This window comes from Meridianimaribacter flavus (assembly GCF_004366715.1).
GTDB classification, from domain to species: Bacteria; Bacteroidota; Bacteroidia; order Flavobacteriales; family Flavobacteriaceae; genus Gaetbulibacter_B; species Gaetbulibacter_B jejuensis.
This window is the reverse complement of record NZ_SOQZ01000002.1, coordinates 221,338-241,244: the sequence shown is the minus strand read 5'-3', so window position 1 is coordinate 241,244 and position 19,907 is coordinate 221,338. Positions and strand designations below refer to the sequence as shown.

The window sequence follows — 19,907 nt, the reverse complement described above, 5'->3', positions numbered from 1 at the left end:
TCATCATTTTAACAAAATATTGGCTCACAAAAATGTAACATAATCCTAAATTTGTTGACCCTTAAAAGAAAATAATAGCATGAAGAATATACTTGCCCTAATTGGGATTAGCGTTTTGATAACTTCTTGTGGTTCTGCATCTAAGTCAGCTGATGATTTAGCAGTTAGCAACCCAATTAATACGTCTATAGACATTACAGCTGTTAATAACGATAAATTACCTGTTACAATAAATCCTGGACGTTTTACTCAAGATTCAGTAATTTACAGATTACCAAAAATAGTCCAAGGTACTTATGATATAAGTAATTTTGGGGCTTTTATTGATGATTTTGTAGCTAAAGATTATGATGGTAATATATTGCCTTCTAAAAAGATAGATGAAAACTCTTGGGTTATTACCAACGCACAACAATTAGATCTTATTACATATTGGGTGAATGATAGCTATGATGTTGAAAGTGATCCTAATTATCCTAGCTTGTTTTCACCACAAGGAACAAACATTGAGCCAGATAATTATGTCTTGAATTTGCATGGTTTTATTGGGTATTTTGATAGTTTAAAAAACGCACAATACAATTTAGATGTTACTGCACTTGCAACTTTTGAGCGTACTTCGGCATTACAAAATGTAGGAATAAAATCTAGTAGTGATGGTACAAAAATAACGACAAGATATTTTGCTCCACGATATTTTGATATTACTGATAATCCAATGATGTATGGGAAACTTGATGTAGAGGAGTTTATGGTAGGTGATATTAAAATTGTACTTAGCGTTTATTCTCCAAACAAAAAACACACTGCTGCAAGTTTAAAAGAAACGATGTTTACTATGATGGAAGCCCAAAAGAACTACTTGGGAGACATTAACAGTACAGCACGTTATGATATTTATTTATATTTATCTGATGGTTCAGATAAAGCACCTAAAGGGTTTGGAGCTCTAGAACATCATACTTCAACAGTTGTGGTTTTACGCGAATGGGCTTCAGCAGAATATTTAGCAAAGTCTATGGTTGACGTGGTGTCTCATGAGTTTTTTCATATAGTAACACCACTTTCAGTGCATTCTGAAGACGTGCATTATTTTGATTATAATGATCCAACATTTTCAAAACATTTATGGATGTACGAAGGTGTAACAGAGTTTTTTGCACAACACTTTCAAGTGTATGAAGGGTTAGTTACACCTGAGGAATACTACAGAACAATTCAAAAGCAAATAACAAGATCAAAATATTATGACGATAGCATGAGTTTCACTGAAATGAGTGAGAATATTATTGAAGACCCTTATGCTAAAAACTATACTAACGTTTATCAAAAAGGTGCTTTAATAGGGATGTGTATTGATATTTTAATGCGAGAAGAAAGTAATGGAAACAGAAGTATGTTGACTTTAATGAAAGAACTTTCGGCTAAATATGGAGTGCATAAACCGTTTGATGACGATACTATTATCGAAGAAATTACTAAAATGACCTATCCATCAATTGGTGAGTTTTTACAAACACATGTGGTTGAAGGTGTGCCAATTGACTATGGTGCGTTTTTTGAAAAAGTAGGCTTAATGTATGAGTTAACACAAACAGAAACCAATTATGTACAATCAGGAATGGGCTTTGTTTTTGATGCCAATGAAGAAGACGATTACGTGTTCTTTTCTAGTAACGTATCAGAAAACACTTTTTGGGAATCGCAAGGTGTAAGAGAAAACGACATTATTACTTCGGTTAATGGAACAGATGTTAAACTTAACAATCTTAGAATGGTTATGGGACAAATGTTTAGATGGAAAGAAGGAGACGAAATTGAAGTAAAATTGTTAAGAAATGGAGAAGAAAAAGTTATTAAAACTAAGTTAACTCCAGCATTTACAAAAATTAAAACAATAGTAGAAAACTTAGAGGCTACTAAGTCTCAGGTAAAACTAAGAAATGCTTGGTTAAACCAAAGTGATACTTTGTAATTAATTACATATAAAAAACAAAAAAGCGAATTAAAGTTTTTTAATTCGCTTTTTTGTTTTCTGTTGTGTCTTCAATGAACTCAGTAAACTTTTTAATAGTTTTAAAAAAGTCTTTTTTATCTCTTTCAGGATTAAGTTCTAATTGAAAACTTACTGAAGTATTGATAAAATTGTAACTACAGTCTATCGGATTAAGATAACTGTCAAGGTCGTTAAAAACTAAAATGTTTGTGATTGCATTCTCAACATCAGACTTATTTTCAATAGAAACCGATTTTATATCTAATTTCTCAGTAAAAACAGTCTTTATTTGAGATTTTTTCAATCTAAAAGAGTGCTTCATTTTTTGGTTAGTTAAATTAGGGTAATATGGAGCAAATATATAAAATTAAAAACTTTCAAATACACCAAGCCCAAAAAGTGCAAAATCGTATTTTACAGGGTCTTTAGGGTCTAATTTCCTTAAGTTAGTATCAAGTTCAAACAATGCTTTTGCATCATTTTGTTTACGTGTTAAAAGCCCTAATTTTCTAGCTACATTTCCTGAGTGTACGTCTAAAGGGCAGGAGAGTTGACTAGGTGAAATGTTATTCCAAATCCCAAAATCTACTCCAGTATTATCATTTCTAACCATCCAACGTAAATACATGTTGATTCGTTTTGCAGCTGAATTTTTTAAAGGATCACTCACATGCTTTTGAGTTCTAGGTAAATGCTCAACTTCAAAAAAGTGAGTTTTAAATTGACTTATTGCTGTTTGAAGGGATTCGTTTTTTGCTGTTTTACTAAACACCGTTTCTAATCCTCCATGATTGTTATAAATGTGTTTTAGAGCTTTTACAAAAGTGATTAAATCGGTTCCATTAAATGTGCGATGTACAAATTGTAGTAAAGGTTCTAGGTCTTTTTCCCTATGGTTTAGTACAAAATCATAAGGTGAGTTATCTAACAAATCCATCATTTTAGATGCATTGTTGATAATGCTTTTTCGGTTTCCCCAAGCAATGGTAGCCGTTAGAAATGCAGCAATTTCAATATCTTCCTTTTTTGAAAACCGATGTGGTATTTGTATTGGGTCGCTTTCAATAAACTTTGGGTTGTTGTATTGCTCAACTTTACTGTCTAAAAACTCTTTAAGCTCTGATTTATTAATGAATTTCACTTTTACTGTATTGGTAATAAAGTGCAAAAGTAATCATTAAAACAGTTTAGGGATAAATGAGTTATGGTATAAATGATATTTATATTTTATTAATTAATTGAGTTTTTTAACTTGATTACTTGGACAGAAAGAATAAATAAAGCTACTTTAGCTATTATTGCTATGCAGTCACAATAAATGATAATCAAATATCAGGTTTGTTAAATTTTTACTGTAAAATTTATGATTCAAAATACATCAATAATTAGGTTTGTTGAAAAACTGGACTTTCTAAAAGACGATTTAGTAAACGGTTTTGAATTAAAAAAGCATAAGGTTTCTTTTCAATCTACATTATCTTATAATTGTGACGAAATATTTGAGATTTGGAAAGAGAATAATATTTCAAATCAATATATACGAAGACTTAGAGATATTAAAGATTTATACCCTGAAAAAAACCAATTCTTAAATAATTTAGTTAAAGAGTTTGAATCTGACAATAGATTTAAATGGGAAATAATTCACTTAATTGGATCTGTAAATTTTGAAGTTCCAATGAAATGTTTCACCGAAATTCGACATAATCAAAAATTACATCCTTTGAGTGTTGGTTTTTTTGGGAGTTATGGTATTCAATTAACAAAAAAATGGGCTATCGAAAACAACGCATCTCAAGTTATATATATTGATACAGGTTTAGAATTGTCAAAAAGACTAGGCTTGATATGTTCACTTATGAATTCTCTTGGAGGTAAATATACTCAGAATGCACTTTTCGACTTCTTGTCCCTAGTAGAAATTGGAGTTAACTCATATGAGTTTGAATGGAGAATTGTTGGTAATCATGGATTATTTAAAAAAGACAAAACAAATCAATCAAGAATTAAATTTGAGCTAAATGATATTTTGGGTATTTATGTACCTAAAAAAAATGAAGCTGAGCAATTAAAATCTTGGATTTTAGATAAAATTGATAAAAAAGAATTATTTGGATTGCTTCCAAATATTTTTTTGACTCAAGAAGTATTATTATCAAAAGAAGAAATGGATGAAATCGAAAAAATTAAAAGAAGAAATGATTAAAGAAAACAACTAATTATTAATCCACAATCTTCCCATCAACCATAGTAAGTTTGCGGTCAGCCATATTAGCGAGTTCCTCGTTGTGCGTAACAATTACAAAGGTTTGACCAAACTCATCTCTTAGTTTGAAAAATAGGTTGTGAAGGTTTTCAGCACTTTCGCTATCAAGGTTTCCTGAAGGTTCGTCGGCAAAGATTAATCCAGGATTATTTATCAAAGCTCTAGCTACTGCAACACGTTGTTGTTCACCACCTGAAAGTTCGTTAGGTTTATGATTGTAGCGTTCTTTAAGGCCTAAAAAATCTAACAACTCTTTAGCACGTTTTTCGGCTTCAGCTTTAGGAGTATTTTTTATAAAAGCTGGTAGGCACACATTTTCTAAAGCTGTAAATTCAGGTAGCAATTGATGAAATTGAAAAATAAACCCAATATGCTCATTTCTAAATTTTGCTAAAGTTTTGTCTTTTAGCTGCAGTACATCAACATCATTAATTAATAACTGACTTTCATTGTTGCTACTGGCTTTGTCTAAAGTACCAAGAATTTGCAGTAAAGTGGTTTTTCCTGCACCAGAAGCACCAACTATAGAGACTACTTCACCTTTAGAAATAGTAATATCAACACCTTTTAAAACGTGTAAATCGTTATAGTGTTTGTGAATATTTTTGGCTTTAATCATGCTTTAGAAAATAATAACGTAAACATACTATTTTAAGCTGTGATGCACAATTTAAGAGTTAGTTTTGTTTTTCTTCTTAAAGACATTTTTTAAATCACTGTAATTTAAAAAGTATTGTAATCGTAATGAAAATGTATGCTGAATAGGTTGGTCAAAGAGTCTGTCCAGGCTTTGTCTGTAAGTCTCAGTAGCAGCAGTATCAGAGTTAAATAATTGATTTCTGTATAACGCAGTTAGAAAACTTCCAGGAGCAAATTGCCATGAGTAATTTAAATCCAAATTCCATGTGCTGAAATTGATATTTGGGTTGTTCTCTAAATCACCAACCGTAAAGCCTGAATCTTTTGTAAGTCTACCATTATCTCTTAATGTAAACAATTCATCTTGATAAATAACGGTTGACCAATAGTTTCTAAACGTTAAACCCAAAGAGTGGAAGGAGTTAAAGTTATAAGTGCCAGAAATACTGTTTACCAATATTTTTCTGTCTCTTTCTCCAAAAATGATATCATCATCTGAAAGCGTTGTAAATCCTCTATCCTTGAAAATTTTATTGTAGTCAAAAGAATACACTACTAAAAATTTATCATTAAATCGTACTCTTGGGTTTAACCCAAACCAATACTCGTTGGTATCTCTATTATCTTCAAAATAAGTTGCTCCACCAAGATTAGCATCTATAGCAAAGGTGTTGTTGTAATTTGAAGAAATCCAAACGTTTGAGTTTATTCGGTTTTCATAGATAAAATAACGTCCTTCAACACGTGGTTCAAAGTAATCAAACTGTTTACCAACTTGGAAATTTATGTTTCCACCAAAGTTGTGAAGTGTTTTAGTTACTGCGTCAAAGTTTACGCCAAAGCTGCTTCCTGTGTACTCTCCAGGATTAGCTAAACGTGTATAATTAACATAAGTACCAATAAAGTAGTTGTTAAGCTTTTTGGTAGGTTCAAAAATTCGATAGGTAAGGTCCACACCAAAGTTGTTGTAATTGTTTCTTGAGATAAATCCTAAATCGTTAATGTCGTACTTGGTGTCAGCATAACTATGGTCAAAACTATATCTTAATTTTCCATGTGATTTTCCTGCAAAAAAGAAAGTGCTGTAACCTGTTTGGTTTCCGTCAGCTAAGTTTAGATTACTCATTTTAGCTTCACCATAGAGGTTATAGGTATTTCGTTTGTTTGAAATATCAAACAGTAAACCAGTAACATTGGCATCTCTAAAATTTCCATCTCTAGTTACGTTGGTGTTAATTAAACTTACTGATGAGTTTTGATTAAATTGTTGGTCAAGTACCAAAATGTTATAGTTTGCAAGAGGCTCGACAACTTCTTCTCTTACTTCACCAGTTTCATTATCTCTAATTTTAGCTTTGGTTTTTTCGGTAATAGCATTAAAAACACCAATTCCTAATCCTTTTTTAGTTCGACCAGAAACTTTAGCAGCATTAAGTACTTTAACTGTGTTAGGACGGTCAATAATTTCCTCATTTTCATTAAGTTCAACATTACCTGTTGGTCTACTACCTACACGTCTTGAGAAAAATAAATTACCTTTATTAAACAAATCAACACCTTCGGTGAAAAACTGGCGTTGTTCAGAAAAGGTTTGCTCAAAAGGTCCAAGGTTTAGTACCAAATTATCAAATCCTGCTTGACTAAAATCAGGTATTAAAGTCATGTCTAACGTAAAGTTTTCGGTAATTCCGTATTTGATGTCTAAGCCTAAGTTAAAATCAGTATCGGTTTCACCATCATAAGTGTTTAAAAGCCCTGAAGTAAAAGGGTAGAAGCTAAGCCTTACAGGAGGCTCAATATTTTCAATGCCTTTTAATTCACCATGATACAATCCTATGTTACCTTTGGTTCTGTCTATTGGATTCCATGAATATTGTGCTCTAGTAGTTCTAAAATGTCTGTGGAATTGCAATCCCCAAGTTTGAACATCTTGGTTTGAAAATCGTAAATTAAAGTATGGAATTTTCATTTCAACAACCCAGCCATCATCTACAATTTTCACAGCGCTTTCCCAAACAGCATTCCAGCCAAAATCTTCACCAATACTAGGAGAAGCAATAGCATCTGCTTGATTTCCTGACGGAAAAATAAAAAACTCAGTATCGTTTTGAGCGTCGTTGTTAGGGTTAAAGATAACGCCAAAAAAATCTTGTTGACCAAAATTATCTCTGCTGTTAAACTGCTTCATGATTTCCTCTGGCTTATCATAGAGATATGCACCAACATATATAGCATCGTCGTCATAAGTAATTTTTACAACCGTTTTTTGATAATCGGTTTCAGGAACACCCATTTCAGGTCTAAATTGAGTAAAGTCTTTTGCTTCATCAGCATTTTGCCAAACAGCATCGTTTAATACTCCATCAATTTTAGGAGGTGTCGTTGTTCTGGTAATAGTTAAGGTTTTTTTATCCTGAGCTTTAATTGTAGAAAAACAAAAAAGCACAGAGAGAAAGATAGTTAAGCGGAAAAACATTTTAATGATTGATGATTTAATTAATTTCTAAAAGAAAGACATTAATTAATTTAATTTGTTACAGTTAGTGATACAAATCTATTAGTTGAAACCGTTTTTTCTCTTAAATAAAAGTTAAATGAGCTTTTTGTGCTACTAGGGTTTCAATTGAATTTTACGTATTTTTATGTATCAAAAAAAAAAATTGAATATGCCTTATAACAAATTTGAAGAGTATAATATTAATATCACAGACGACACTAAAAATCGCTTTAAAGACATAATTAAAGATATAGGTGAAGATGTGGAAAGAGAAGGTTTGCTCAAAACGCCTGAGCGCGCTTCAAAAGCGATGAAATTTTTAACACAAGGCTATCATCAAGATGCAGCGGAGATTCTTAAAAGTGCAATGTTTAAAGAATCTTACAACGAAATGGTAATCGTAAAAGACATTGAGCTTTACTCGTTATGCGAACACCACATGTTACCATTTTTTGGAAAAGCGCATATTGCCTATATACCAAACGGACAAATTGTAGGGCTTAGCAAAATACCAAGAATTGTAGATGTTTTTGCACGACGATTACAAGTACAAGAGCGCTTAACAGAGCAAATATTAGACTGTATTAACGATACTTTAAAACCACAAGGAGTAGCTGTTGTAATTGAAGCCTCTCATATGTGTATGATGATGCGTGGTGTGCAAAAGCAAAACTCTGTAACAACTACATCAGGGTTTAGAGGTCAATTTGAAAAAATTGAAACGCGAAATGAGTTTTTAAAGCTCATAAGCGAAAAATTGTCATAATACTATTTTGGTATGTTTCTTGTTATAATATAAAGTATAACAACACATTATAAATTATGAATTTAGAAGGATTAAGCAAATACAAAAAACTAGCATTAAGTATTCTTTTTGATGCTATTGGTTTTATTACCATTATAGATATTATTTGGGCACCACTTTCAGGGGTTTTGATGGCTAAAATGTATAGTGGAAACAAAGGTAAGGTTGCTGGTGTTATATCTTTTATAGAAGAGATTATACCAGGACTAGATATTATACCAACTTTTACAATTATGTGGTTTTATACCTATGTATTCAGTAAAGAGAAAGAAACAGTTATAGAAATTAAATAAAAAAAGCGTTCTAAATGAACGCTTTTTTTATAACTGTATTACAAGGCTTAATTTATTGAACTGTTATAGGGAAAGTAACCTCTACATCAGTACTTCCTCCAGCAGCAGCAGCTGTTCCATCGTTAGGTTTTGTTGGCTCATGCTTTAAGATGATAGTTAAAGATCCTGTACCAGCAGCTCCTGTAGTTAATGTAGACTCAATTCCAATTGGGTTGTTGTTTACATCCATGTCATCTTTAGTAATAGTGATGTCATTAATTGTTGAAGAAAAGAAAAACTCGTGTTCATCGCCTTCTTCTTCAACTTCTAAAGTAATGTTATCAGCAGGACTTTCGGTTTCATTTAAAAGTTGTAATGTACCTGTGTAAGTTGTGCTTGCTGCTAAAGGACCAGAAACAGTAGTAGTTCCGTCTTCACCACCTTCACCATCTAAATCTTGAAAAGTTAATGTAACTACGTTTGTACCATCACTTAAAGTGTAAGTTACAGTAGTGATTAATTCTTCCTCATGGTCGTGGTCATCGTGATCGCCATCATCGTCACTTGAACAGCTTACAAGTGCTAAACTTGAAACAAAGAATAAAGCTAAGAGTTTTATTGTTTTAATAGATTTTAAATTTTTCATGATTTTTGTTGTTTTAGTAATTTATTTTAATTTTTAAATTGAAGTTCCTACCCAATTCATCAGCAAAGTACCTTAGTCTGTTAAGATGTTCTCTGTAAGATGTGTTAAATAGGTTTTCTATATTAAATTCTAGTTTTAAGTTCCCTTTTTTAAACGCTTTAAAGTTCATTGAACTGTTAAAACCAAATAGGGAATAGGCAGATGGCGTAGAGCTAATATCTACATACACATCTTCTTGCGAAATAGGGTTGAAGGTGTAAAAATTGTAATCAGGATATCTGTTTTGTTGTAATACAGTTTTGTGACTTAAACCTATAGTTAACTGGTTTAGGTCTTCGTTATAGTAAGATATTCTGTTTGAAAAATTAGTAGCAGGCATAAGTATTAAAGGAATGTCATCGGATTTGTTGTCACCTTTTAATAGGCTTATGCTTCCGTTATAATTAAATGAGTTGCTAATTTTCTTATTTACATCTATATCAACACCAAATATTTGCGCGTTAATTTGATTGTATTCCCAAACAGGAAAAGCACCTCTTATTGTGGTGGTAATTCCAACAGGAATGAGTTGTATATAATCATTTATATACTTGTAATACGGACTAATTGAAAATCCGAAATTTTCATTATTACGTTCAAAAGAAGCCACAAATTTATGGGCAACTTCTTTATTTAGTGTTAGCAAACCTGTTTCTATTCTTGCTGCACTATGGTGTAAACCGTCACTAAACAATTCTGACGGATTAGGAACTCTTGTTGCTAATCCGTAATTAAGATATATTGACATATCGTTATTAAATTGTTTTGAATACCCAAGATTAGCAGATATGTTATGGTATGAAAACTCAGGATAAGTCAATATTTGAGAATTGTCAGTTGTGTTTGATTCAAACTGAGGGAATAACTCATCATAGTTATTGTCTTCCCAGTCAGAAATATTATACCATTTTGTGGCTTCTATCCTCGAGTAATCATAACGTATTCCTGCACTTAATTCAGCAGTATCACTTACGTCATAGTTTCCTATAGCATAAATACTTGCATCGTATTTGTCAAAATCGGGAATTAAAGGACTTGCTCCAGTACCAGAGATAGCATCGTTTTGTTGATAACGCACCATGATACCTGTGTCAATTTTAAGGTCATCTATATAATCAATATGCAAATTAGATTGTAAAGCGTTTGTAAATAATCTAAGATCAATAACTGGTGTGTTAGCTAAATCACCTCTTCTTAAATCAAACTCTTTACGTCTATTAATTTGTAAATCATATTGAACAGATAGTTTCCCTAAACCCTTAAAACGTTTGTAAGCTTCAATTTTTCCTAAATGATGTAAAATTTCTTGCTTTGGATAATCTATATCATAAGAAAAATCTTCAATAACTCTAGGTTCTTTACTGTTAATAGCTGTAACCAAATCGTTTACATTACCAATGTGTGACGATTGTAGAATAGCTATTTCATTGCTTACTACACTGTAATAAGCATCAAAACCTTTTTCAAAGCTATTGTAACCAGCTGTTAAAGAAGCGTTGAAATTTTTAAGTCCACTATTTGTTAAATAGTAATCAGGTGCTTTAAAATCTCCAAACTGCTTATAACTAGATTGTAGCTTAGCATAATAACCCGATTTAAACGTTTTTACGAGTTCGGTATTGATATTACCTCCACGACCATTTGAGTTTAATGATAGTATTGTGCTTCCAAATAAACTATCTACAGGAGAATATTTTTTAGGCTTTACTAAAATTAATCCACCAACGGCATCACTACCATATTTTAAGGTGTTTGCGCCTTTAACAACTTCTATTTTGTTGCTGGAGTTAATATCAATATTTGGTGCATGTTCGTCTCCCCATTCTTGGTCAAATAAACGTACATTATTATTGATAATTAGTAGTCTGCTACTGTGTAAACCATGAATCATTGGTTTTACAATAGTGTTTCCAGTATTTAAAGACGAAACTCCACTTAAAGAGTTTAGTGCATCACCAAGAGATTTGTCGGTGTAATTTTCAATGATTTCTTTATTAAGAGATTGCTCTATGCTAGTGTTTTCTGTTTTAAGATTAGAATTCACAACAACTTCAGTTAACTCTTCTAAATGGTGTTCTAAATAAATTTCTTTAAACACATCATTATTAACTTGATATGAAACTGTTTTTGTTTCACAACCTATATGAGAAATAGTTAATGTTATTGTACCAGAGCATAGGTTTTCTATTTTAAACTTTCCATCAAAATCTGAAACTATATACTTGTCTTGTTCGTTTATATAGATAGTTGCAGAAGGGATGGAAGATTTATCATGGAAATCCTTAACTTCTCCTAAAAAAGTGTAATTGCAATCTTGACCATATGTATAGCAACTTAAAGCTATAAATAAGCCAAAAAATATTTTTTTCATTGTAATTGTTTTGTTTGTAATAATAGAAAATGAAGTTCTAAACAAACAAAGGAGGCCCTCTTAAGGAAAAATGTAAGCGTTGATAATCACTTAAAAAGAAGTATTGAGATACTATTATTTCGTGGTTGTCTCTTATTTCTGGGATTTCGAAATTAAACTCAGGAAGAGTGTAAGAATTATTAAGCTTAAATTTATAAAAACTACAATCTACATCTAGTGTATGAAGGTGAGTTTCACTTTCTCCATGACAAACTTCATGCTTATGATGATTGAATGCGTGTGCAAACTTTTCAGCTTCAGGTGCAAACAACCCAAGCACTAATAAAAGTGCTGATAATTTTATAAAAATATGTCGTTTTGTTTGCTGCATCAATCAATAAACCGTTTTAAACCAAACCTACGAAGCATCTTTTTTTCAAATTCCCAAAAGAAATTGAACTGACCAAAGAGCCATCCAAAAAACACCAAAAGCAGTTGGTAAAAAATGAGCCCAATAATAATAAATAAAACCCAATAAACTATAGGGTTTAAGTTTTCTTTAGTAATTCCAAGCAATGAAAAAATAGGCTTGCCTATATATGCCGAAGTTGATCCAGTTATAGCAAATACAATAAAAACCCTAATCATTTCCCACTTGTATTGTAATATCCATTTCTTTTCCAGTTTTTTAAAAAGAAATAAAAAGAACTTAAGCAAGGCATAAAAAACAGGGACACTCACTAATACTATTAACCAAACTGTATCTATAAACAAAGATGAAAGTTTATAGGAAGAGTAGAGTAAAGCAACTATAGCTATAATTGGAAAGAGTAGTTGCCAATTATGTTGTATTTCCCAGTTTTCTTTAAATTTTTTCATAGCAATTTTTGCTATGCAAATATAGTTTAAATTCTAGGAACAAAGCCTGCTAATTTTTGTTTGTAAGTGAGTTGAAAATAGATAAAGTAGTTGTACAGTTTATAATTTACCTCATAGCCATAATCAATTCCATTTTGATAGTCAATTTGCATAGCGTAAAGATCTGGATTGAATTGTTGAGGCTGCATAACACGTTGGTTCCAAGCTATAACGTATTGTAAGTTTCTGTTTTCTAAAAAATCTTGAGAGTAGTAGCCTTCAGGTCTAGCAACACTTTGTAACCAAGTATTAAAACCTGGTTCAATAATAATGATTTCATACTCTAGTTCATCATTAGTTATTCTAACTGTATCTTCTTCTGAAATTGTTTTAGGAGTAGAATTTTCAGTAACAGTTTTTGTGCTATTGCAACTAAAGACAAAAAGGGCTAACAATATTGTGTAAACAAAGGCTTTCATAGCTAAACGTTTCTGTTAAAGGTACAAAAATTATGCCTTAAATTATTGGTTTTTAACTCATTTAACACTACAAAAAAGCCAAACATTTCGTTTGGCTTTTAGTATTTATGATTTAGAAAAATTTATTTGTTTCCAAATAAACCTCCTAGAAGTCCTCCTAATCCACTTTTCTTTTTGTTTCCTCCAAGAACCATTCCTGCAACATCATCAATTACACTTCCGTCGCCATCAGCATCAAGTATAGATTCTAAAAAACTTTGTTCTTGTTGTGGAGAGTTTCCTTTAATTAAACCTCCTAAAAGTCCTTCAAGTCCTGATTGACTAGATACATTACTTTGTCTACTTTCTTTACCTAAAACACCCATTAAAATAGGAGCAGCTACTTTAAGTATTTGTGCTACAGAAGCAGCATCCATACCAGATTTAGCTCCTAAGGTATTAGTTACATTTTGTTGCTTGTTTCCAAGTACATGTCCTAAAATTTTGCTTCCATCGTCTAGCACACTAGAGTCAACACCACCACTAAATAATCCACCAAGATTATCTAAGATACTTCCATCGTGTTTAGAGTTGTTTAATGCGCCTAATAATCCTTCAGCTCCTTGAGGAGTAGAAGCATTACGTTTCATAGCTTGCATTAAAACAGGCAAAGCCATTGTTAATACACTACTTGTTTTGTCTTCTGGTTGATTGGTTTGCCCAGAAACTCCACTAATGATAGTTTTTCCTAGGTCGCTGTTTAATAAGTCTAGTATACCTGACATGATTTTTAATTGTTATTTGGTTAATAAAATGACTATACAATTTACAAAAAAAGTCCTAATTGTATTAATTAGGACTCACTTTTAATGATTTGGTCACATTATTATTTTAGCAACTCTATAATTTGAGTGGCTAGTTCGGTTCCAATTCTATCTTGTGCTTCGTTTGTTGCAGCTCCTGTATGAGGTGTAAGCGATAACGAAGGATTCATTAATAATTGAATTTCTGGTTTAGGTTCTTTTTCAAAAACATCTAAAGCAGCACTTGCAACTTTACCTGATGTAATGGCTTCTACCAAGGCAACTTCATTAATGACACCACCACGAGCAGCATTAGCTAAAATTACACCATCTTTCATAGTGTCAAACTCGGCTTTGTCAATAACGTAGTCTTTTTGAGCAGGTACATGAAGTGTAATAAAATCTGATTGTTTTAAAACGTCTTCTTTTGAAATGGTTTTGATTTCAAAACTTAATTTTTGACCATCAAAAAACTCTAACTCTAAATCGGTTTTTTCAATAAAAGGGTCAAATGCAAGTACTTTCATACCAAGTCCTAAAGCTACTTTTGCTGTAGCTTGTCCTATTCTACCAAAACCAATTACACCTATTGTTTTTCCTTTTAATTCAGTTCCTTTAGAATAGTTTTTCTTAAGACCTTTAAAATTACTATCACCTTCTAAAGGCATATCTCTATTAGATTGATGTAAAAATCTTGAAAGACCTAATAGGTGAGCAAAAACAAGTTCAGCAACCGAATGAGAAGAAGCTGCTGGTGTGTTTATAACGTGAATGCCTTTGCTGCGAGCATAGTCAACATCAATATTATCCATACCAACACCACCACGACCAATGATTTTTAAATTTGGACAATTGTCGATAATGTCTTTTCTAACTTTAGTTGCACTACGCACTAAAAGTACATCTATTTGATTGTCGTTTAAATAATTTGCCAATTGCTCTTGAGCAACTGTTGTAGTGTTTACTTCAAAACCTGCATTTTCTAAAGCATCAATACCACTTTGAGAAACACCATCGTTTGCTAATACTTTCATTATTTAAGTTAAAAGTTAAAAGTTATGGACTAAAAGCTGTGAAACAATTAGCTTAAACTTTTAGGGTTAATTATTTTTTATAATTTGAGTAAAACCAACTGCATACTGCAACTGGTTTACTGATTTTTGAATTATGCTTTTCGTTCTAATTCGCTCATAACTTCAACAAGTACAGCAACACTTTCTAACGGAAGTGCATTATACATTGAAGCTCTGTAGCCACCAACACTTCTATGACCATTTAAACCATTAATTCCTGCATCTTTTACCATAGTATCAAATGTTTCTTTAAGGTCTTCGTTTTCAAGAGTAAACGTAGCATTCATATTTGAACGGTCTGCTTTTGTAGCGAATCCTTTAAAGAGTGGGTTTAGGTCAATTTCAGAATAAATTAACTGTGCTTTTTTCTCGTTTTCTTTTTCAATAGCTTCAATACCTCCTAGGTTTTTTAACCATTCTAGAGTAAGCATTGATGTGTATACTGCAAAAACAGGAGGTGTATTAAACATACTACTTTTATCAATATGCACTTTATAATCCATCATTGAAGGGATTTTACGAGATACTTTTCCTAGTACATCTTCTTTAACAACAACTAGAGTAGTACCTGCTGGACCCATATTTTTTTGAGCTCCTGCATATATAATGTCGAACTTTGAAAAATCTAGTTGACGAGAAAAAATATCACTACTCATGTCACATACCATAGGAATAGGACAATCAGGAAATTCTTTTATCTGTGTTCCAAAAATGGTGTTGTTTGATGTACAGTGAAAATAATCGTAATCAGTTGGGATATCATATCCTTTCGGGATATAGTTATAGTTAGCATCTTTAGAAGACGCTACTTCGTAAATATCGTCATAAATTTGAGCTTCTTTAATGGCTTTAGCACTCCAAGTACCTGTATTAAGGTAACCAGCTCTTTTTTCTAACATGTTAAGCGCAACCATTAAAAACTGAGTACTTGCTCCACCTTGAAGAAATAATGCCTTGTAGCCTTTACCTTCTAGACCTAAAAGTTCAAGAGCTAAAGCTCTGGCGTTTTCCATAACGTCTACAAACGCTTTACTACGATGGGATATTTCTATTAGCGATAAACCGTTGTCGTAATCTAAAACTGCTTGAGCAGATTTTTCAATAACTTCTCTTGGTAATACGCAAGGTCCTGCGCTAAAATTGTGTCTTTTCATTCTTGTAAATGTTTAAATGTAGTCTTGACAAAGGTGGTAAATTCTATTAAAAAAGTCGTTAAATAATCTATAATTTATCAACTATATTTTTAACAAAAATTCAATGGTATCTACATTATCTGCATAATCCCAAAGATTTGGTTTTTGAGTGTTGCCAAAAGCAATTTCAGATGCAAAAATACCATTGGAAACTATACATTGAATTTTGTCAGAATCTTCAGTTAGTGTTTCTTTAAGTGTGTCAATACTATCATAATATTCATAAAATACAGTTGCTATTGGCGAAGCGTAGCTTTTATCTTCTTTAATCATTAAAAACCCGTTCTCAAGCATATCAAATTCACTCATTAAATATACTGCTTTGTTGTAGTCGTAATTGTTAGCGTATTTAGCTTGATTGATAATAGGGTTCCATTTATACATTGCCTTAAAGAACTTATCAAAATCATAACCTTTTGGTACAAATAACTTAGAAACACTCCTACAGCCTAAGCCATAGTATCTAAAAATATCTTCAGATAAACTATCTAGTTGTTCTTCAGTTTCATTTCCTGTGAGTATAGCAACCGAATTTCTATTTTTTCTAATTATAGAAGGTTTGTCTTTAAAGTAATATTCAAAATAGCGTGCGGTATTATCACTTCCTGTAGCTATTACAGCGTCAAAATTGTTTAGTTTTTCTTCTGTAAAACTAATTTTACCTTTAAAACCAGGTTCAACATACTCTATATATTTAGCTAAAAAAGGAAGTAAACTCTTATCGTTTGATGATTGCTTAACCAATACGTCATGACCAGACATTAGAACAGATAAAAAATCATGAAAGCCAACTAAAGGAATATTTCCTGCCATTATAATGGCTATTTTTTTAGGATTTACCGTATTAAAGTTATAGTTCTTAATCCATTCTTTAATGTTTTCTATTTCAAGTGATTTGCTCCAGCCTTCTAAAGCAAATAAAACATTACTTTCAGTAAACCAACCATTTTGCTCTTCGGAAATTTTAATTTGATGTTTAAAGCCATCAAAAAATAATTCGTTGTGAGGAATAGTGTCTTTTTTTGAGTAACCTTCTGTAGTAAATTGACTTAAAAACTCGCCTAATTTTACGAATGCATTAATTCTTTGTTCTAAATTCATTCTTAGTTTGGTTATGAATTGTTTTGGCTTTATTTTTGTTGTGCAAAGTTAGAAAAATGAAAGTGAACCTGAGTTTTATTTTATGGATTAAATAAAATTCAAAAAACCAAGAACAACCTATGGCAATAATTATAACAGACGAATGCATAAACTGTGGTGCTTGTGAACCAGAATGCCCAAATACAGCAATTTATGAAGGTGCTGACGATTGGAGATATAATGATGGAACTAGTTTATCTGGTTCGGTAGTGTTACCAAACGGAAAGCAAGTAGATGCCGATGAGGCACAAGAACCTATTAGTGATGAAATTTATTATATAGTTCCTGATAAGTGTACTGAGTGTAAAGGGTTTCATGAAGAGCCGCAATGCGCAGCAGTATGTCCTGTGGATTGCTGTGTGCCTGATGACGACCATGTTGAAACAGATGAAGAGTTGTTAGGAAAACAAGCATTTATGCATCCTGAGGATTAAAAAAACATTTTTAAGTATTAAAATTTAAAAAACCTCAAGTTTAACTTGGGGTTTTTTGTTAGCTATATCTTATTTTAGTAAAAAAAATATAATGCGTTATATAAGTGTAATTTGTGTTTTGGTTCTTTTTTTGTTTTCGTGTAATGAAACACAAAATAATGTTGATGATTTGCCTCAGTCGGTAAATTGGAACGAAAGAAAAGCAACAACGGTAAATGATTCATTATTAAAAAATAGTGGAAGTACTTACTTGTCAGTCTACTCGCAGATTTATAGTTTAACCGAACATAGAACACATAATCTTACAGCTACAATAAGCATGCGAAATGTGAGTAGAACAGATACTATTTATCTTAAAGCGGCAGATTTGTATGATACTCATGGTGATTTAGTAAAAAAACATATTGATTTTCCTGTGTTTTTAAAACCGTTGGAAACATTGGAGATTGTAATAAAAGAATCTGATAGAAGTGGAGGTACAGGAGGTAATTTTGTTTTTGATTGGGTAACGCCAAACAATGCTCCTGAACCCTTATTTGAAGCTATAATGATTTCTACTATGGGACAACAAGGCTTGTCGTTTAGTACACAAGGTAAGCGTATTCGTTAAAAATTTTATGGAGTATTGAATTAAAACTAGTGCTTGTAAATTGATTTAACTTCCTTTTTATTTAGTGTTATTATTTTGTTGTTGGTTTTGTCTATTTATCTACCTTTGCACACGCTAAACCAAACACTTGGTTTTATATATTAAATTTAATTGCCAAATAAACTATGAAAGCAGGAATTGTAGGATTGCCAAACGTAGGTAAATCAACGTTGTTCAATTGTTTGTCTAATGCTAAAGCGCAAAGTGCAAACTTTCCGTTTTGTACTATCGAGCCTAACGTAGGAGTGGTAAATGTACCAGACCCAAGACTCGAAAAACTTGAAGAATTAGTAAAACCTGAGCGTGTTATTCCTGCAACTGTTGAGATTGTTGATATTGCAGGTTTAGTTAAAGGAGCAAGTAAAGGTGAAGGTTTAGGAAATCAATTTTTAGCAAACATTAGAGAAACTGATGCAATTCTACATGTGTTACGTTGCTTTGATAATGATAATATTGTACATGTTGATGGAAATGTAAACCCTATAAGGGATAAGGAAACCATTGATATGGAACTTCAGCTAAAAGATTTAGAAACCGTTGAAAAGAAACTTGACAAGGTTAAGCGTGCTGCAAAAACAGGAAACAAAGAAGCACAAAAAGAAGAAGAAGTTTTAAGTAAGATAAAAGCAGGCTTAGAGTCTGGAGTTTCTGTGAGAGCTGTTGAAGTTTCTGAAGATGATTATTTAGAATTCGTTAAGCCGCTACAATTTATAACAGATAAACCAGTAATGTATGTTTGTAATGTTGATGAAGGTTCTGCTGTTTCAGGTAATGCTTATGTTGAACAAGTAAGAGAAGCTGTAAAAGATGAAAATGCCGAAGTATTGGTGTTAGCTGTAGGTACTGAGGCAGATATTAATGAGCTAGATGATTATGAAGAACGCCAAATGTTTTTACAAGACATAGGTCTAGAAGAACCTGGTTCATCAAAATTAATTAGAGCTGCTTATAAGCTATTGAGTCTTCAAACGTATTTTACTGCTGGTGTTAAAGAGGTTAGAGCATGGACAGTAAATATTGGAGCAACTGCACCACAAGCTGCAGGAGTAATTCATACCGATTTTGAAAAAGGTTTCATTCGTGCTGAAGTAATCGCTTACAGTGATTACACAAGCTATGGTAGCGAAGCAAAAGTTAAAGAAGCAGGAAAGATGCGAGTTGAAGGTAAAAACTACATTGTAAAAGATGGTGATGTTATGCATTTCCTATTTAATGTATAATGTTATTTTTTTATGTGACTTTGTTAATATGTTGTGTCTAAACTTTAAAAGCAAAGACTAAGTCTTGTGATGTAATAAGTTAGCTAAACATATGCCCTCTATAAAAACAGAAACTTTAATCAATGCGAATATAAAATTGTGCTTTGATTTAGCTCGAGATGTAGCTATTCATGAACAATCCCTAGACAGAGCCTCATTAAGAGCTGTATCTGGTAAAACTTCAGGAATATTAGAATTAGGTGAATGGGTGAGTTGGGAAGAAGAGCATTTTGGGTTTCTTCAACATTTAACATTGAAAATTTCAGAACTTGAAGCACCTAATTATTTTGTAGAAGAAATGGTTGAAGGTATTTTTGAGTCCTTTCGTAATGAATTTCACTTTAAAGCTTACGGAGAAAAAACGTTACTTGTAAATGTTCTTAGTTTTGAATTGCCTTATGGATTTTTAGGAAAAATGACTAAGAAGGTAATTATGAGAAATTATGCCAAAAGTTTACTTAAAAGTAGGGTTGAATATTTAAAATCAGCTATTGAAGATTCAGCTAAAAAATAGATTTGCTCCTCATTAG

Annotated in this window: 21 protein-coding genes; 8 read left to right on the top strand and 13 right to left on the bottom strand. The window is 31.9% G+C overall.

What is annotated here, in order from left to right; translation table 11 throughout:
- Window positions 1-79 precede the first annotated feature (79 nt).
- Entirely contained in the window at window positions 80-1,975 is a 1,896-nt protein-coding gene (locus A8975_RS05890) for a PDZ domain-containing protein (protein WP_134199041.1), read from the top strand.
- Window positions 1,976-2,015: 40 nt separating this feature from the next.
- Here the strand turns inward: A8975_RS05890 and A8975_RS05885 are convergent, their stop codons facing one another.
- On the bottom strand, window positions 2,016-2,318 hold the full coding sequence (locus A8975_RS05885; protein ID WP_134199039.1) for a hypothetical protein: 303 nt from the start codon (window positions 2,316-2,318) through the stop codon (window positions 2,016-2,018).
- A gap of 45 nt (window positions 2,319-2,363) precedes the next feature.
- The gene (locus A8975_RS05880; RefSeq protein WP_134199383.1) at window positions 2,364-3,128 is read right to left on the bottom strand and encodes a TIGR02757 family protein; all 765 of its coding nucleotides are present in this window, start codon (window positions 3,126-3,128) and stop codon (window positions 2,364-2,366) included.
- 231 nt (window positions 3,129-3,359) lie between these two features.
- Here A8975_RS05880 and A8975_RS05875 point away from each other — a divergent pair, with 231 nt between their 5' ends.
- Window positions 3,360-4,202 (top strand): hypothetical protein, encoded by an 843-nt coding sequence (locus tag A8975_RS05875; RefSeq protein ID WP_134199037.1) that lies wholly within the window; start codon window positions 3,360-3,362, stop codon window positions 4,200-4,202.
- Window positions 4,203-4,218: 16 nt separating this feature from the next.
- Here A8975_RS05875 and A8975_RS05870 read toward each other — a convergent pair whose 3' ends face one another.
- Both A8975_RS05870 and A8975_RS05865 read right to left on the bottom strand, forming a co-directional pair.
- A complete protein-coding gene (locus A8975_RS05870) occupies window positions 4,219-4,881 on the bottom strand; it encodes an ABC transporter ATP-binding protein (RefSeq protein WP_134199035.1) in 663 nt (220 codons plus the stop codon).
- A gap of 51 nt (window positions 4,882-4,932) precedes the next feature.
- Window positions 4,933-7,377 carry a DUF5916 domain-containing protein gene (locus tag A8975_RS05865; RefSeq protein WP_134199033.1) on the bottom strand — a complete coding sequence of 815 codons (2,445 nt, stop codon included), beginning with the start codon at window positions 7,375-7,377 and terminating at the stop codon, window positions 4,933-4,935.
- Between the two features lie 190 nt (window positions 7,378-7,567).
- On the opposite strand from A8975_RS05865, the gene folE reads away from it, so the two are divergent.
- Together folE and A8975_RS05855 are read left to right on the top strand one after the other, a co-directional pair.
- The gene (gene folE / locus A8975_RS05860; RefSeq protein ID WP_131506811.1) at window positions 7,568-8,164 is read left to right on the top strand and encodes a GTP cyclohydrolase I FolE; all 597 of its coding nucleotides are present in this window, start codon (window positions 7,568-7,570) and stop codon (window positions 8,162-8,164) included.
- A 56-nt stretch (window positions 8,165-8,220) separates the two neighbouring features.
- Complete coding sequence (locus A8975_RS05855; protein ID WP_129760150.1) at window positions 8,221-8,496, top strand: hypothetical protein; 276 nt, start codon at window positions 8,221-8,223, stop codon at window positions 8,494-8,496.
- 52 nt (window positions 8,497-8,548) lie between these two features.
- On the opposite strand, the gene A8975_RS05850 is transcribed toward A8975_RS05855, so the two are convergent.
- From A8975_RS05850 to A8975_RS05810, 9 genes are all read right to left on the bottom strand, one after another.
- Complete coding sequence (locus A8975_RS05850) at window positions 8,549-9,121, bottom strand: type 1 periplasmic binding fold superfamily protein (protein ID WP_134199031.1); 573 nt, start codon at window positions 9,119-9,121, stop codon at window positions 8,549-8,551.
- Window positions 9,122-9,134: 13 nt separating this feature from the next.
- A complete protein-coding gene (locus A8975_RS05845) occupies window positions 9,135-11,531 on the bottom strand; it encodes a TonB-dependent receptor (protein ID WP_134199029.1) in 2,397 nt (798 codons plus the stop codon).
- A gap of 37 nt (window positions 11,532-11,568) precedes the next feature.
- The gene (locus A8975_RS05840; RefSeq protein ID WP_131506807.1) at window positions 11,569-11,901 is read right to left on the bottom strand and encodes a hypothetical protein; all 333 of its coding nucleotides are present in this window, start codon (window positions 11,899-11,901) and stop codon (window positions 11,569-11,571) included.
- The gene (locus A8975_RS05835; RefSeq protein ID WP_131506806.1) at window positions 11,901-12,389 is read right to left on the bottom strand and encodes a DUF6787 family protein; all 489 of its coding nucleotides are present in this window, start codon (window positions 12,387-12,389) and stop codon (window positions 11,901-11,903) included. The genes A8975_RS05840 and A8975_RS05835 overlap by 1 nt, the downstream gene beginning before the upstream one ends.
- A 26-nt stretch (window positions 12,390-12,415) precedes the next feature.
- Window positions 12,416-12,847, bottom strand: a complete 432-nt coding sequence (locus A8975_RS05830) for a DUF6146 family protein (RefSeq protein ID WP_131506804.1) — start codon at window positions 12,845-12,847, stop codon at window positions 12,416-12,418.
- Between the two features lie 122 nt (window positions 12,848-12,969).
- Window positions 12,970-13,611: a DUF937 domain-containing protein gene (locus tag A8975_RS05825; protein ID WP_129760145.1), complete on the bottom strand. Its 642-nt coding sequence runs from the start codon at window positions 13,609-13,611 to the stop codon at window positions 12,970-12,972.
- A 101-nt stretch (window positions 13,612-13,712) separates the two neighbouring features.
- The gene (locus tag A8975_RS05820) at window positions 13,713-14,663 is read right to left on the bottom strand and encodes a D-2-hydroxyacid dehydrogenase (protein ID WP_129760144.1); all 951 of its coding nucleotides are present in this window, start codon (window positions 14,661-14,663) and stop codon (window positions 13,713-13,715) included.
- Window positions 14,664-14,794: 131 nt separating this feature from the next.
- On the bottom strand, window positions 14,795-15,856 hold the full coding sequence (gene serC / locus A8975_RS05815; protein WP_129760143.1) for a 3-phosphoserine/phosphohydroxythreonine transaminase: 1,062 nt from the start codon (window positions 15,854-15,856) through the stop codon (window positions 14,795-14,797).
- An 81-nt stretch (window positions 15,857-15,937) separates the two neighbouring features.
- Complete coding sequence (locus A8975_RS05810; RefSeq protein WP_134199027.1) at window positions 15,938-16,996, bottom strand: acyl-CoA reductase; 1,059 nt, start codon at window positions 16,994-16,996, stop codon at window positions 15,938-15,940.
- A 119-nt stretch (window positions 16,997-17,115) separates the two neighbouring features.
- Between A8975_RS05810 and A8975_RS05805 the strand changes: the two genes are divergently transcribed.
- The 4 genes from A8975_RS05805 to A8975_RS05790 all read left to right on the top strand — a co-directional run bounded on the left by A8975_RS05805 (window position 17,116) and on the right by A8975_RS05790 (window position 19,891).
- Window positions 17,116-17,469: a 4Fe-4S dicluster domain-containing protein gene (locus A8975_RS05805; RefSeq protein ID WP_129760141.1), complete on the top strand. Its 354-nt coding sequence runs from the start codon at window positions 17,116-17,118 to the stop codon at window positions 17,467-17,469.
- Between the two features lie 91 nt (window positions 17,470-17,560).
- A complete protein-coding gene (locus A8975_RS05800) occupies window positions 17,561-18,079 on the top strand; it encodes a DUF3124 domain-containing protein (protein ID WP_134199025.1) in 519 nt (172 codons plus the stop codon).
- Window positions 18,080-18,243: 164 nt separating this feature from the next.
- On the top strand, window positions 18,244-19,338 hold the full coding sequence (gene ychF, locus A8975_RS05795; protein WP_131506796.1) for a redox-regulated ATPase YchF: 1,095 nt from the start codon (window positions 18,244-18,246) through the stop codon (window positions 19,336-19,338).
- Window positions 19,339-19,429: 91 nt separating this feature from the next.
- Window positions 19,430-19,891 (top strand): SRPBCC family protein, encoded by a 462-nt coding sequence (locus A8975_RS05790; protein WP_131506794.1) that lies wholly within the window; start codon window positions 19,430-19,432, stop codon window positions 19,889-19,891.
- Window positions 19,892-19,907 lie beyond the last annotated feature (16 nt).